The 14,568-nt window shown below is 74.3% G+C and carries 9 protein-coding genes; 3 read left to right on the top strand and 6 right to left on the bottom strand.

Annotation, left to right across the window (positions count from 1 at the left end; translation table 11 throughout):
• Positions 1-107: 107 nt before the first annotated feature.
• The 6 genes from galE to OIE51_RS09610 form a co-directional block, all read right to left on the bottom strand.
• Positions 108-1,082 carry a UDP-glucose 4-epimerase GalE gene (gene galE / locus OIE51_RS09635; RefSeq protein WP_326596947.1) on the bottom strand — a complete coding sequence of 325 codons (975 nt, stop codon included), beginning with the start codon at positions 1,080-1,082 and terminating at the stop codon, positions 108-110.
• A gap of 2 nt (positions 1,083-1,084) precedes the next feature.
• Positions 1,085-3,337: a bifunctional glycosyltransferase/CDP-glycerol:glycerophosphate glycerophosphotransferase gene (locus tag OIE51_RS09630; RefSeq protein WP_326596945.1), complete on the bottom strand. Its 2,253-nt coding sequence runs from the start codon at positions 3,335-3,337 to the stop codon at positions 1,085-1,087.
• Positions 3,338-3,521: 184 nt separating this feature from the next.
• Positions 3,522-4,448 (bottom strand): carbohydrate ABC transporter permease, encoded by a 927-nt coding sequence (locus tag OIE51_RS09625; RefSeq protein ID WP_442811893.1) that lies wholly within the window; start codon positions 4,446-4,448, stop codon positions 3,522-3,524.
• The gene (locus tag OIE51_RS09620; protein ID WP_326596943.1) at positions 4,445-5,743 is read right to left on the bottom strand and encodes a carbohydrate ABC transporter permease; all 1,299 of its coding nucleotides are present in this window, start codon (positions 5,741-5,743) and stop codon (positions 4,445-4,447) included. The genes OIE51_RS09625 and OIE51_RS09620 overlap by 4 nt, the downstream gene beginning before the upstream one ends.
• A gap of 33 nt (positions 5,744-5,776) precedes the next feature.
• The gene (locus tag OIE51_RS09615; RefSeq protein WP_326596942.1) at positions 5,777-7,144 is read right to left on the bottom strand and encodes an ABC transporter substrate-binding protein; all 1,368 of its coding nucleotides are present in this window, start codon (positions 7,142-7,144) and stop codon (positions 5,777-5,779) included.
• A 217-nt stretch (positions 7,145-7,361) separates the two neighbouring features.
• Positions 7,362-9,944, bottom strand: a complete 2,583-nt coding sequence (locus tag OIE51_RS09610; protein ID WP_326600582.1) for an FHA domain-containing protein — start codon at positions 9,942-9,944, stop codon at positions 7,362-7,364.
• 322 nt (positions 9,945-10,266) lie between these two features.
• Here OIE51_RS09610 and OIE51_RS09605 point away from each other — a divergent pair, with 322 nt between their 5' ends.
• From OIE51_RS09605 to prfB, 3 genes are all read left to right on the top strand, one after another.
• Entirely contained in the window at positions 10,267-12,000 is a 1,734-nt protein-coding gene (locus OIE51_RS09605) for a serine/threonine-protein kinase (protein WP_326596940.1), read from the top strand.
• A 114-nt stretch (positions 12,001-12,114) separates the two neighbouring features.
• Positions 12,115-13,380 (top strand): serine/threonine-protein kinase, encoded by a 1,266-nt coding sequence (locus tag OIE51_RS09600; RefSeq protein WP_326596938.1) that lies wholly within the window; start codon positions 12,115-12,117, stop codon positions 13,378-13,380.
• 23 nt (positions 13,381-13,403) lie between these two features.
• Positions 13,404-14,510 carry a peptide chain release factor 2 gene (gene prfB, locus OIE51_RS09595; protein ID WP_326596936.1) on the top strand — a complete coding sequence of 369 codons (1,107 nt, stop codon included), beginning with the start codon at positions 13,404-13,406 and terminating at the stop codon, positions 14,508-14,510.
• Positions 14,511-14,568 lie beyond the last annotated feature (58 nt).

Genomic DNA, 14,568 nt, shown 5'->3' with positions numbered 1-14,568 from the left:
GCGCGGGCGGGCGCCCGGGTATGGGCGCCCGCTTCCGGTCGGCTTCGGGCGGGCGGGCGGGCGGCCGGCCGGTCCGGGTCAGGGCCCGGGCCCGGGTCAGGTCTCGGTCAGGCCGTGCCCCGGCACAGCCAGCCCGCCCAGGCGGAGGTGACCATCGCGGCCACGTCGCGGCGCGCGGTCCAGCCCAGGTGCTTGGCCGCCAGCTCGGGGCTGACCACCACCCGGGCCGGGTCGCCGGGCCGGCGCGGGGCGACCACCGGGGAGAGGTCCTCGTGGCCGGTGATCTGGGCGATGAGCGTCACCATCTCGCGCACCGACACCCCTTGGCCCCGCCCGATGTTGAGCGTCAGGTGCTCCGGTTCCGGCTGCTCGGCCAGGGCGCGGGCCGTCGCGACGTGAGCCTCGGCCAGGTCCTCGACGTGGATGTAGTCGCGGACGCAGGTCCCGTCGGGCGTCGGGTAGTCGGCGCCGAAGATGCGCGGCGGCGAGCCGGCCGACAGGTACTCGAACGTCATCGGGATCAGCCCGTCCCCGCCGGTGTCGGCGAGTTCCGGCGCGGCGGCGCCGGCCACGTTGACGTGTCGCAGACAGGCGGTGGACATCCGGTAGGCGCGGCCCGCGTCGCGCACCAGCCACTCGCCGACGAGCTTGGTCTCCCCGTACGGGGTGGCCGGCGCGCAGCGGGTGTCCTCGGTGGCCGGCTCGGTGTCGGGCGCGCCGTAGACGGTGGCCGAGGAGGAGAAGACGAACCGGCCGACGCGGTTGCCCCGGGCCGCCTCCAGCAGGATCTGGAGGCCGTGCAGGTTCTCCCGGTAGTAGCGCAGGGGCTGTGCCATGGACTCGCACGCCTGCTTCTTGGCCGCCAGATGGATCACGGCGGTCACCCGGTGGTCGGCGATCGTTCGGTCGAGCAGCCCCCGGTCGAGCGTCGTGCCCTGCACGAACGGCACGCCGTCGGGGACGCGCGAGGCGTCGCCCGTGGACAGGTCGTCGTAGGCGACGACCTGCTCGCCGGCCAGGGCGAGGGCGCGCACCACATGGGATCCGATGTATCCGGCGCCGCCGGTGATCAGAAAGGACATGGTCAACCTCTGGTGTAGATGGGATGTCCGGATCGGGGTCGGGGAGCCGATGCCCGCACCAGGACCGCTCCCGGCGCGGGTCGGCGGGCCTCGGGCGGAACGACGGGCGGCACGCCCGCGCCGTCGAGGAAGAAGCGGCGGACGACACGCTCGGCGGCGAACCCGTCGTCGTACGGGCAGAACCGCCGCCTGAACTCGGCGCGCGGCGCGGCGAGACGCGGATCGGTCCACAGCCCCGGACCGGCGAGGACGGCCAGCAGCTCCTCCTCGGACCTGGTGACCGGGCCGGGCGCGACGGCGAGCAGGTCGAAGTAGGCGCCGTGCACCACCCGGTACGCCTCCCAGTCCACGGCGTGGACGACGATCGGCCGGTCGAGGTTGGCGTAGTCGAACAGCACGGGCGCGTAGTCGGTGACGAGCGCGTCCGCCGCCAGGCACAGCTCCTCCAGGCGGGGGTGGCCGCTGACGTCGAGCACCCCGGCGGCGGGGTGGGCTCCCGGGGCGCAGGGACCGTGGGGGCCGTACGGGTCGCGGACGAGCAGCAGGAAGCCGGGGCCGAGGCGGCCGGCCAGCCGCTCGGGATCGAGCGCCGGCAGGTGGCCGCGCGGATAGCGGCGGGGGGCCGGGGCGTAGAGCACGGCCAGCACGCCGTCGGGGATGCCCAGTCCGGCCCGGACGCGCAGCACGTCGTCGGCGTCGGCGGTGTGGAAGATGTCGGCGGCGGGGGAGCCGTACTCCAGCGTCACGTAGCCCGCCGGGTAGGCGCCCTCCCAGGCGAGGGTGGAGTGACGGTTGGCGGAGAGGCAGTAGTCCCAGCCGTCGATCTGGCGCAGCAGCCGGGGGATGTCGCGGTCGGGCGCGTCCAGTCCGGCGTACGCGAGAGGGGTGCCCCGGTGGGTCTGGAGGCGGAGCTGCCCGGGGCGCCTGACCAGGGCCGGGGGGAAGCCCGTGCCGCTGACCAGGTAGCGGGCGCGGGCGACCGCCGTCCAGTAGGGCGCGGTGCCGGGCACGAGCCGCCGCACGCCGGCCGGCAGGGGATGGCGCTCCTGTCCGGGGGCGGTCACCCAGGCGGTGCGGACGCGGGGGGCCAGCGCGCGCAGCTTCGCCTCGATGGCGGCCGGCTGGCAGGCGTGGCCGCCGCTGCCGCCCCCGGCGAAGACCGCGAGCCGGGGGTCGAGCGGGCGGCGCAACTGGCAGCGGTAGTGCGCGCGCAGCAGGGCGGCGCGCAGGCCGCCGCCGATCCGGTCGCGCGTGCGGCGGGCCAGGCGGTGGCCCGTCCACAGCAGTTGGAAGACGCGGCGGGCGCCGAGGCGGAGCAGGAACTGCCGCAGCCCGGCCCGGCCGCGCCGTCGGCCGCCGCCGATCGCGGTCGCGCCGGCCGCGGCGCGGTGGCGGCGGCAGAGCGCGGCGCCGCGCCGGAAGAACTCGGCGCGGTCGGCGGCGCGCAGCAGGCCGCGGGTGCGGTAGACGGTGCTGAGGTGGTCGACCATGCGGCGGTAGAGCGCCGGGCGCCACCGGTCGCCGCCGGGGAGCGCGGCGAGGCGGTCGAAGAGCCGTTCGTACTGGACGAGGATGTCGAGGTGGCCGCGGCCCGCGCTCCGTGCCCGGCCTCCGGTACGGCGCCCCCGGTGGTGCACGCAGACCCGGTCGAGGACCGCGATGGACTCGGCGGCGGCGAGCGCGGGCCAGAGGAAGGGGATGTCCTGGTAGTGGCCGGGCGGGAAGCGCAGGCCGGGTCGTTCGAGGAGGTCGCGGCGGTAGGCGGCGGACCAGGCGACGGGCGGCAGCCGCAGCAGGGCGGGGCGGTCGGCCAGGGTGACGACGGGGGAGCCGTGTTCGCCGAGGAGCCCGGGGCGGGCGCCGGGGGTGACCGTGCCGTCCCAGGAGACGCGGGCGTGGTCGAACAGCAGGAGCGCGGGGTCGCGGGTGGCGGCCAGCCGGGCGGCGAGGGCGGCCAGCGCGCCGGGGGCCAGGGTGTCGTCGCCGTCGAGGAAGAGGATGTACCGCCCGATGGCACGGGCCAGGCCGGCGTTGCGGGCCGGTCCGGGGCCCACGTTCGCGGCCAGCCGCAGGCCGGTGACCCGGTCGTCGGCCGCGGTGGCCTCGGCGATGATCTCGCCGCAGGCGTCGGGCGAGGCGTCGTCCACCACGATCAGTTCGAGGTCGCGGTAGTCCTGGGAGAGCACGGACGCCAAGCAGGCGGGGAGATAAGCCTGCACCCGGTGAGCGGGCACGATGATGCTGAAGCGGGGCACGGCACATCCAGGGGGCGGCGCGTCGGATTACACGGACCATCCGACAATCGCTCTTCATGGATGTCTTTCCGCGCATGCGTGGGGTGTCGCGGGGGCCATTCGTTCAATCGGACGCAGCCCCCCTCGGACGCGGCCCCTCTCGGGCGCGGCCCCTCTCGGGCGCGGCTCGCGTGCGGTGCCCCGACTACTTCACCGCGCCCGCCATCACGCCCGAGACGAACTGCCGCTGGAAGGCGAAGAAGATCGCCAGCGGAATGACCATCGTCAGGAACGCGCCCGGCGCCAGGACGTCGAAGTTGCTGCCGAACTGGCGCATCTCCTGCTGGAGGGCGATCGTCATCGGCGGCGAACCGTTGTCGGCGAAGATCAGCGCGATCAGCATGTCGTTCCACACCCACATGAACTGGAAGATGGCCAGCGCGGCGATGGCAGGGCCGCCCAGCGGCAGTACCACGCGCAGGAACAGGCGGATCTCGCCCGCGCCGTCGAGCCGGGCCGCCTCCAGCAGCTCGCGGGGGATCTCGGCGAAGAAGTTGCGCAGCAGGAAGATGGCGAACGGCAGGCCGAACGCGGAGTGGAAGAGGACCACGCCGAGCGTTGTCTCGAAGATGCCCAGGGTGTTGAACAGCCGTGCGACCGGGATCAGAGCCACCTGCACCGGGACCACCAGCAGTGCCACGACCAGCAGGAACCACCCGTCGCGGCCGGGGAAGTCCAGCCAGGCGAAGGCGTAGGCGGCCAGCGAGCCCAGGACGACGACCAGCAGGGTGGACGGGACGGTGATCGCCACCGTGGTCCATATGGAGCCGGTGAAGTTGTCGTTGGCGAGCAGACTGTCGTAATTCGACCAGGTGAGCTGGTCCATGTCGGTCAGCACGTCCCACCAGCCGGACGACGCGATGTCGCGCGCGTCCCGGAAGGAGGAGGCGAAGAGCCCGGCGGTGGGCAGCAGCCACACCACGGCGAGCACCACGAGGAGCACACGCACCGCGCCGCCCGCCGCGAGGGAGGCGAGCCGGGACACGACCGGGCGCGGGGGCGGTCCGGCGGCGGGCGGCGGCGGAGCGTCCGCCGGGTCCGGCTGGGGGGCGATTGTGGTGGGAGCGGTCACCGGCGGTTCTCCCGTCGCAGCCTGCGCACGTTGAAGATCATCACGGGCACCACGAGCAGCAGCAGGAACACCGCGATCGCGCTGCCCACGCCCTGGTCGGCTCCGGCGCCGAAGGACGACTGGTAGAGCTGGAGGGCCAGCACGTTCGCGTCGGCCTGGCTGGAGGCGGGCGGGATGACATAGATGAGGTCGAAGATCTTGAGCACGTTGATCATCAGCGTCACGAGGACGACGGCGAGCACGGGGGCCAGCATCGGGACGGTGACGCGACGGAAGACCTGCCACTCGTTCGCGCCGTCGACGCGGGCCGCCTCCAGGGTCTCCCGGGGGACCGAGGCGAGGCCGGCGGCGATCAGCACCATCGCGAAGCCGGCCCACATCCACACGTAACTGCCGATGATCGCGGGGGTGATGAGGTCCGGGCCGAGCCACTCGACGCCGTTGTAGGGGGCGGTGAAGCTGTCGGCCGCCAGCCGCACCCGGGCGCCGTCGGCCTCGGCGGGCAGGGTGAACGTGCCGTCGCCGGCGGTCTCGGTCTCGGCCACCACCTCGCCGTCCCGCACCGCCTCGACGGTGATCCCGGCCAGGCCGCGTTCCTCGGGGTCCACCGCGTTCCGCGTGCCGCCCCCGCCGCGCGTGAAGTCCATCCAGACCGTGCCGGAGACCTCGCCGGGCTCGGCCGCGGCGACCGCGGCGGGCTCGGCGTCGGCCAGCTCCGGCTGCGGGACGGCGACCAGCGGCACCAGCGCGGGCGAGCCGGCCTCGACGGGCGCGGTGAGCAGGTAGGAGCCGTCGTCCCCCACCTCGACCGGGCCACCGGGGCGCGGCTGGGCGTCCGGCCAGGAGGAGCCGGCGGAGAAGGTGTCGTGCACGGTCGTCGCCAGCGCGTTGGCCACGCCCCGGTCCGGGTCCTGCTCGTACACCAGCCGGAAGATGATGCCCGCCGCCAGCATGGAGACCGCCATCGGCATGAAGACGATGAGCTTGAAGGCCGTGGCCCAGCGCATCCGTTCGGTCAGGACCGCGAAGATCAGGCCGAGCGCGGTGGTCAGGGCCGGGGCGACGACGATCCAGATCAGGTTGTTGCGCAGCGCGGTCCTGATCGAGTCGTCGCTGAACATCTCCCGGAAGTTGTCCAGGCCGACGAAGTCCTTGCCCGACGCGTCGAACAGGCTGCGCCACACCGAGTACCCGATGGGATAGACGACCAGGGCCCCGAGCAGCACCAGGGCGGGCAGCAGGAAGCACGCGACCGTCCAGGGACGGGACTTGATCACCGCCTTGCCGGATGCCATGAGAGTTCCGATCTCCGTCCGTCGTCGCTTGGATCAGTCGCCGTACGCGCGGGTCGCCTGGGACTCCAGGTACGCCTGGGCCCCGGCGATGTCGTCGGGGTCGCGCAGGAAGTTCTGCAGGCCCTGCCACATGCCCTGGCCGGTCGTCCCGCCGAAGGCGGCGGGGGTCTGGTCCGACATGTCGAACCGGAAGTCGTCGCCGGCCGCGATCAGCGCCTCGGCGATGCCGCGCTGCACCTCGTTGGGGTAGGCGTCGAACTCCAGGGACTTGTTGGGCGACACGAAGCCGCCCGCCTCGGCCCAGATCCGCGCGGCGTCGGTGGAGGCCAGATAGGCGAGCAGGGCCTGCTGCGTATCGCTCGCCTCGCCGTCCGGGGCGACCGCCACGGCGACGTCACCGGCGCTGACCACGGGCGGCTCGTCGCCCACCGTGGGGAACGGGAAGACCTGGGCGTCCTCGCCGATCACGGCGTCGGTGCTGTCGCTGATGACCGAGCCGACGAAGTCGGCCTCGAAGACCATGCCCGCGGCCGGGGTCTCCAGGTCGATGAACGTCTGGGTGACGGAGGTCGGGAAGTCCGTCTGGAGGGAGCCGCTGTTGCCGTTCTCCAGCAGTTGCGGCGAGCCGAACAGCTCGGCGAGGGTGGTCAGCGCGTCGGTGACGCTCTGGTCGGTCCAGGGGATCTCGTGGGCGGCCAGCCGGTCGTACATCTCGGGCCCGGCCTGCGACAGATAGACGTTCTCGAACCAGTCGGTGAGGGTCCAGCCGTCGGCGCCCGCCACGGAGACCGGGGTGGTGCCGGACTCCCACACCGTCCAGGCGGTGGAGACGAAGTCGTCCCAGGTGCCGGGGGCGTCGACCCCGGCGTACTCGAACGCCGCGGTGCTGTACCAGATCAGCGACTTGTTGGCGGCCTTCACATAGACGCCGTACTGGGTGCCCTCGTGCTGGGCGAGGTCCTGCCAGCCCCGCGAGTAGTTGGCGTCGAGCTGTCGCTGGACCGACTCGTCGACGGGCGCCAGCCAGCCGTTCTCGGCGAACTCGTGGAGCACGCCCGGCTGGGGCACCATCACGACGTCCGGCGGCGAGCCGCCCTCGACCTTGCTGCCGACGAACTGCGAGACGTTGTCGCCGCTGGGCACGAAGCTCACCGACGCGCCGGTCAGCGCCTCGAACTCGTCCAGCACCCGCAGGAAGTTGTCCCGCTCGGCGCCGGTCCACACGGCGGCGACCTCCAGCGACTTCCCGCTGAGGTCCGGCAGATCGATCGAGGGCGGTGGACCGCTCCGGGCCCCGTCGTCACCGCCGCCGCACGCGGTCAGCGTCAGCGCGCCGGCGGCGATCACCGCCGCCGCCACGCGGGTGGTCCTCCGCCGGGACTCCCGGCCCGAACCGCGCATGAGCACCGCCCTCATCCGTCTGAAGCGGCAACGCCCCACGGATTCTGGGGGCTTGCCACGCCGCATGTCCTCCACGGCATGACTACGCCCCGTTCATGGAAGCGGCAAGACCGCTGTCAGCATCACGTTGCGTTTGTGATCGGGCTGTTATCGGTCGCCCATGCGCCTGTTCTGGAGAAGTGCGGAAGGAAACAGTTGCGAATGCTCACATTCCCGCTCACACCAGCGTGACCGTGGTCGCCCGGTCCGTCTGGGCCGCCCGCGCCGCCGCGCTGGCCAGCAGGGCGACGTCCGTCGGCCCGTTCCCCAGCTCGCGCACCGGGCGGCGGGTGGGCGGATCGCCCGCCCGGGCCCAGTCCAGCCGGGCGACGGTGGGACGCAGCGTCGCGGTGCGCGGGATGCGTCCGGTGACCCGGCCGCCCTGGAACGGGATGACCCGGTCGGCGCCGCGCCACAGCTCGGCCCGGCCCGGGGGCGCTCCGGCCAGGGCGATCCGGATCGCCGCGGAGCCGGTCATCGCCGGGTCCTGCCCGGCGGTGACCACCCGCACGCCGAGCCGCCGTCCGTCGCGGGCGGCGGCCTCGACCGCGCGGACGACCGACCCGGCGGCCTGCCGGCCCGGCGCGCCGAGCGCGGGCGACAGCAGGGCGTCGAAGTCGTCCACGAGGATCACCAGCCACGGCATCGGCCCGCTGCCCGCGGCGAGCATGCCCGGCACGTCGGCCCCGGTCGGGGCGTCGCTCCGGGCCTTGCTTCCGCCGGAGCGGGGGGCGCCCACCCGGGCCGCGGCGCGCGGTCGGCCGGCGTCGAAGTCGGTCTCGCCGAGCAGCGCGGCCCGCCGCCTCAGCTCGTCGCGCAGCGCCTGCGCGAAGACCCGCATCCGCACCGGGTCCGTCGCCCCCAGATAGGAGGCGACGTGCGGCAGCTCGGCGCAGGGCGCGAGCCCGTCGCCCGCGCCCTCGATCAGCAGCAGCGACAGGCTCGCCGGGCCCTGGGCGGCGGCGAGCGAGGCCGCCATCGCGCTCAGCAGCTCCGTCCGTCCCGACTTCGCGGGCCCGGTCACCGCCAGCGGGCCGGAGGCGTCCGCCAGCTCCACGGCCACCGGTCCCTCGGTCCCGGCGCCCAGCACCAGCGGCAGCCCGGGCTGCCCGGCCCACCGGGCGCGCAGCGCCCCCGGCGTGACCCGGGACAGCTCCAGGGCATCCAGCAGCCGACAGCTCTCGGGCGGCGCGGCGGCGGGCGGCCCCATCGCGTCGGCCGGGCCGGCGGCGCCGCCCGTGGTGCTCTCGGCCGCCGGGGCCAGGGCCCGCGCCAGCCGCTCGGCCCAGGGGAGGGACACGGCGTCCGCCCCGGCCGCGGGCCCCGGCGCGCCGTCCGGGCCGACCAGCCGCAGCGCGGTGGCCACCGGGCCGCTGAGCACGCCGACCGTCCCGCAGGCGGCCAGCACCGGCGAGGTGGCGCGGGCCGCGCCGAGCGTCTGGGCGAGCGGCGAGGCGGCCGTGGCCGGCGGTGTCTCGGCCAGGGCGAGCAGATGGATACCGGCGGCCGGGCCGTCGGCCGCCAGCCGCGCCAGCGCCGAGCGCGCCTCCTGCGTGCCCGGATCGCCGTCGACCAGCACCACCGTGCGCCGCGCGCCGCGCGGACGCCCGAGCGACGCGGTCAGCTCCGCGGTCCTGGCCGCCGCCTGCCGGGGGTCGAAGGCGAGCAGCAGCCGGCAGTCCTGGCCGCGGGCCGGGCGCACATGCGGCAGCCAGCCCAGCCAGGACCACTCCTCGGTCCGGTCCACGGCGACCACGACCAGCTCCAGCGCGCTCGGCGGATGCAGGGCGGCGAGCTGGGCGAGGACGGACCGGGCGACCCCGGTGACCCGCTCACGCGGCCCGGTCAGGCCGAGCGAGCCCGCCTCCGGCAGGCCGACGGTGACCGGCCGCAGCGCGCCCGAGGCCCGCTGCGCCGTGCCCAGCCGGACGGTGAACGCCTCCGGGTGCGCGGCGCCCCGCTCCCAGCGGCGGGGTCCGGGCTCCAGCGCGGTGAGCAGCACGGTCGCCGGATCGGGCCAGCGCGCCGCCGCCGCGTCCTCCGCCGGGGCGGCGGCCGGTGGGCCGGGCTCCTCGCGCGCGTCGGCCGGGCCGGCGAGCCTGCCCAACGCCCAGCCGGTCAGCCCGCGGCGGCCCGCCCGGGGCGCGGCGGCGGGCACGGGCGCCGGCTGAGCCGGTGGCGGCGGGCCAGCCGCCGCGCCGTCCGCGACGAGCCGCAACGCGGACTCGCCCAGCCGCAGCACGGCGCCGGGCCGCACGGTCACCGGCCCGCCGGTGACCGGCACGCCGTCCACCGAGGTGCCGTTCGTCGAGTCGAGGTCGGTGACCGTCACGGTGCCGTCCTCGCCGAGGGCGACCGCGCAGTGCGTGCGGGAGACATCGGGGTCGTCCAGCGGAATGTCGGCCCCGGCCGACCGCCCTATCCGGGCGACGCCGCCGCGCAGCAGGTGGACCCCGCCGGCGTCGGGCCCGGCCACCACGAGCAGCCTGGCCGGCACCGGCTCCCGGCCCGGCCCCTCCACCGGCCCGTGGAAGGACAGCACCGCGCCGTCCACCAGCGGCGGCTGCCCGAGCGCGGCACGGCGCGGGTCGAGGTGCTGCTCCTCGCAGAACACGGCGCCCGGCGCGGCCGAGCCCGGCGTCACCACCCCGGCGAGCGCGCCCAGCACATCCGAGAGGGGGGTGTCGGCGGGCGCGGTGATCTGCACGTCGACGCCACCGGCGGCATCGCCGTGACCGAGCACGGTCAACCTGATCTGAATCGGCATCGGCCCTCCCGGTCACCTCGCCCGCCGGCCCCGGCTGTCGCGTGCCCGCCCGCGTCAAGTCGTCGCATCGGATGCTGATGCTGAAAGCATCCTCCCACCCGCCACTGACACTTGGTCCCGCCTCCGGCCCTTCATGATCTTGATTGACAGATTCTGATCGGATTCGACTGAGAGTGTTCGGCAACCGGGCGCCGTCACCATGGCGTCCTCTCCGGCGGACCCCGAAACAGCCGCCGTTCACGGTCAGGACGGCGGCACTACAGTAGGCATCTCTCATTCTCGTCGGCACCGGTCAGTTGATCATCAGGGAGCGCGCGTGCGGCCCGTAGGCAGTAAGTACCTGCTCGAAGAGCCGCTCGGACGCGGCGCCACCGGCACGGTGTGGCGGGCGCGCCAGCGGGAGACCGCGGGCGACGAGGCGGCCGTCGCCGGGCAGCCGGGCGAGCAGGTCGCCATCAAGGTGCTCAAGGAAGAGCTCGCGCACGACCCCGACGTCGTCATGCGCTTCCTCCGCGAGCGCTCCGTGCTGCTCCGCCTGGCCGGCGACAACCACGACAACATCGTGCGCACCCGCGACCTGGTCGTCGAGGGCGAGCTGATCGCGCTCGTCATGGACCTGATCGACGGCCCCGACCTGCACCGCTACCTGTACGACAACGGCCCCTTCAGCTCCGTCGGCGCCGCCCTGCTCACCGCCCAGATCGCCGACGCGCTCGCCGCCGCGCACGCCAAGGGCGTCGTGCACCGGGACCTCAAGCCGGCCAACGTCCTGCTGGCCGGCGCCGGGAACGAGGCCGAGCCGCTGCGCCCGATGCTCACCGACTTCGGCATCGCCCGGCTGGCCGACTCGCCGGGCGTCACCCGGGCCCACGAGTTCGTCGGTAGCCCCTCGTACGTCGCCCCCGAATCCGCCGAGGGCCGCCCGCAGACCTCCGCCGTCGACATCTACGGCGCCGGGGTCCTGCTCTACGAGCTGGTCACCGGCCACCCGCCGTTCAGCGGCAGCAGCACCCTCCAGGTCCTCCAGCGCCACATCACCGAGCAGCCCCGGCGCCCGGACGGCATGCCCGGACCGCTGTGGACCGTCGTCGAGTGCTGCCTGCGCAAGAACCCGGCCGAGCGCCCCAGCGCCGCCGGCCTCGCCCGGGCGCTGCGCACGGTCGCCGCCGGGATCGGCCAGGGGACGAGCCACGAGCAGCGCCAGGCCGCGCTCGGCGTCTCCGCGCTCCTCGTCCCCGACTCCGCGCCGGTCAAGGTGCCCGGCACCGGTATCAGCCCGCCCGGCTCCGCCGAGCCGACCCAGGTGCTGCCCGGCGGCTCCGCGAGTCAGGGCGCCGACCCCTTCGCGGCGACCAGCGTTCTGCCCCGGCACGGCGGCGCCGACCCCGGCAACGCCCCGGGGCTGGACGCCACCCAGACCATGCCGCCGGCACCGGGCTCGCCGGCCCCCGACGGTCCGCACCCGTGGGAGGACCAGCTCCGGGCGGCCAGGGACCGCAACGAGGCCACCCGCGTCCAGCCGGCCGACCCCACCCGCGACCCGCTCTACCGCGCCCCGCAGCGCCAGCCCCAGCAGCCGCCGCCCCGGCAGCCGCCCCAGCGGCGCCCGCAGCGCCGCCAGCCGCCGCCCCAGGCGCATCAGCAGGGATACGGCTACCCGCCGCAGTACCAGCAGCCACAGCCACAGCCGCAGCCCTACCCGCAGCAGTACCAGCAGCCGCAGCAGTACCAGCGGCCGGTGCCACCGCCGTACCAGGAGCCGCCGCCGCGCCGCGCCCCCGAGCCGCGCGGTCGGTCACGCAGCGCGAACCCGATGCGCATCCCGGGGCTCGGCTGCCTCAAGGGCTGCCTGTTCATCCTGTTCATCCTGGCCGTCGTCGTTTTCCTTGTGTGGAACTTCACACCCCTGCACGACTGGATTGCCGACGGCCGCAGTTTCTGGGACACCGTTACCGAGTGGTATGACGAGGTCCGCGAAATGCTCGGCCTGATCGAGGAAGCCCAGCAGACCGGCGAGGACATCCAGAACGGCATCTCGAATAGCGAATAGCGCCGGAGATTTATCGACTTCCGGGAGGGGAATTTCCTCGGGTCATGCCTATAAAAGCGGTCAAGACGGGCATGGTGTCCTGCCGTTGCCGGACCGGCGTCGTAGCCTCACGCCATGGCACGGAACATCGGCAGCCACTACACCGCCCACCGTGTGCTCGGCCGCGGCAGCGCCGGCACGGTGTGGCTCGGGGAGGGGCCGGGCGGCCCCGTCGCCATCAAGGTCCTGCGCGAGGACCTCGCCGCGGACCCCGAGCTCGCCGAGCGCTTCACCCATGAGCGGCACACCCTCCTGGGCCTGGAGCACCCCAACATCGTCGGTGTCCGCGACCTCGTCATCGGCGGTCCCGACGGCCGTGACATCGCCCTGGTGATGGACCTCGTCCGCGGCCCGGACCTGCGCCGCCACCTCGAACGGGAGCGGCGTCTCACCCCGCACGAGGCCGTCGCGATCACCGCGGGCGTCGCCGCCGGGCTGGCCGTCGCGCACGCCGCGGGCATCGTGCACCGGGACGTGAAGCCGGAGAACATCCTGCTGGACACCACGGCCCGGGAGCCCAGAGCCCTGCTCACCGACTTCGGTGTGGCCAAGCTCATCGACGAGCCCCGGCACAGCGGCAAGGGCGGAGTCGTCGGCACCCCCGACTACATCGCCCCCGAGATCGTCGAGGGACTGCCGCCGCGCGCCGCCGTGGACATCTACGCGCTGGTCACCGTGCTGTACGAGCTGCTGGCCGGGTTCACGCCCTTTGGCGGCGGACACCCGGGAGCCGTCCTGCGCCGACAGGTCACCGAGACCGCCGCCGAGCTGCCCGGCCTGCCGCGGGAGCTGTGGGAGGTGATCCAGCAGTGTCTGGCCAAGGCCCCCGCCTCCCGGCTGCGCGCGGTTGAGCTCGCCTCCCGGCTGCGCGAGCTCCAGCCCGCGCTGGCCGGCCTGCCGCCCCTGGACATCGGTGACCCGCTGGCCGCTGCGGCCGACGAGCCGCCCGTTGAGGCGACCCCCACCGCCGCCGTCCACGCCGGGACGGCCGGGCGCGGTCCGGCCGGCTCCCGCACCGCCGTCCCGCTGGTACGCGGCTCGGCGCCCGACTCCGAGCGGGCGACGCACACCCGGATGCGTGTCCCCGACGCGGACGAGCTGGCGGGCGGCGCCCATGGCACAGCCCGGGTGGTGCGTGCCCCCGGCCAGCCCCGGGCGGGCTCCGCCAAGCACCACGCCGCCGCCCGCCGCAGACGGCGGCTGGCGATCACGGCGGCCGGGCTGGTGGGAGCGGGCGCGGTGGCCGGCTGGCTGCTGCTGTCCGGTGGCGGGGACGGCGGCGGGAGCGACGACGGGCACGCGCCGGGCGTGGTGGAAATCGACGAGCCGGGCGTCCGCTGAGCTCCAGCGGTTACGCTGGAGGCGTGGCAGTCCTTGATGTATCCGAAGCTCTCAAATCCCTCACCTCCACCATGGAGTCGATCGAGGCCGTGATCGACCTCGACCAGCTCAGGGCGGACATCGCCGTGCTGGAGGACCAGGCCGCGGCGCCCAGCCTCTGGGACGACCCGGAGCACGCCCAGCGGGTGACCAGCAGGCTTTCGCTGCTCCAGGGCCAGCTGCGCAAGATCGAGGAGCTGCGGAGCCGGATCGAGGACGTCGAGATTCTCTTCGAGCTCGCCGAGACCGAGAGCGACGCCGACGCGCGCCGCGAGGCCGAGACCGACCTGGACTCCGTGCGCAAGTCGGTCGCCGAGCTGGAGGTCCGCACGCTCCTGTCCGGCGAGTACGACCAGCGCGAGGCCATGATCAGCATCCGCGCCGAGGCGGGCGGCGTGGACGCGGCGGACTTCGCCGAGCAGCTCCAGCGGATGTATCTGCGCTGGGCCGAGCGCAGGGGATACCCGACCGAGGTGCTGGACACCTCGTTCGCCGAGGAGGCCGGCATCAAGTCGACCACCTTCGCGGTCAAGGCGCCCTACGCCTACGGCACGCTCTCCGTCGAGCAGGGCACGCACCGGATGGTCCGCATCTCTCCCTATGACAACCAGGGGCGCCGCCAGACCTCCTTCGCCGGGGTCGAGGTGCTGCCGGTGGTGGAGCAGACCGACCACATCGAGGTGCCGGAGAACGAGATCCGGGTGGACGTCTTCCGCTCCTCCGGTCCCGGTGGCCAGTCGGTGAACACGACGGACTCGGCGGTCCGGATCACCCACCTCCCGACCGGCATCGTCGTCTCCTGCCAGAACGAGAAGTCCCAGATCCAGAACCGCGCCGCCGCCATGCGCGTCCTCCAGTCCCGCCTGCTGGCTCACCAACGGGCGCAGGAGCAGGCCAAGATGGACGCCCTGAAGAGCGAGGGCGGGAACTCCTGGGGCAACCAGATGCGCAGTTACGTCCTGCAGCCGTACCAGATGGTCAAGGATCTCCGTACGGAACACGAAGTCGGAAACCCGCAGGCCGTTTTGGACGGCGATATCGACGACTTCCTGGAAGCGGGAATCCGCTGGCGGAAACAGCGGGAGAAGTAACCTTCACGCAACTTCCACCCCCCGCAGGGCATTTACCGGACATCCTGCTTGACGTGTG

It is taken from the genome of Streptomyces sp. NBC_01803 (assembly GCF_035917415.1).
Lineage (GTDB): Bacteria > Actinomycetota > Actinomycetes > Streptomycetales > Streptomycetaceae > Streptomyces.
The sequence above is the reverse complement of the archived record's forward strand: the minus strand, read 5'-3'. Positions and strand labels throughout refer to the sequence as shown.

What these genes read in the sequence shown, in the direction of transcription:
- galE (WP_326596947.1), bottom strand. Translation starts at nt 1,082, where the DNA reads ATGTCCTTTCTGATCACCGGCGGCGCCGGATACATCGGATCCCATGTG.
- OIE51_RS09620 (WP_326596943.1), bottom strand. Translation starts at nt 5,743, where the DNA reads ATGGCATCCGGCAAGGCGGTGATCAAGTCCCGTCCCTGGACGGTCGCG.
- OIE51_RS09615 (WP_326596942.1), bottom strand. Translation starts at nt 7,144, where the DNA reads ATGCGCGGTTCGGGCCGGGAGTCCCGGCGGAGGACCACCCGCGTGGCG.
- OIE51_RS09600 (WP_326596938.1), top strand. Translation starts at nt 12,115, where the DNA reads ATGGCACGGAACATCGGCAGCCACTACACCGCCCACCGTGTGCTCGGC.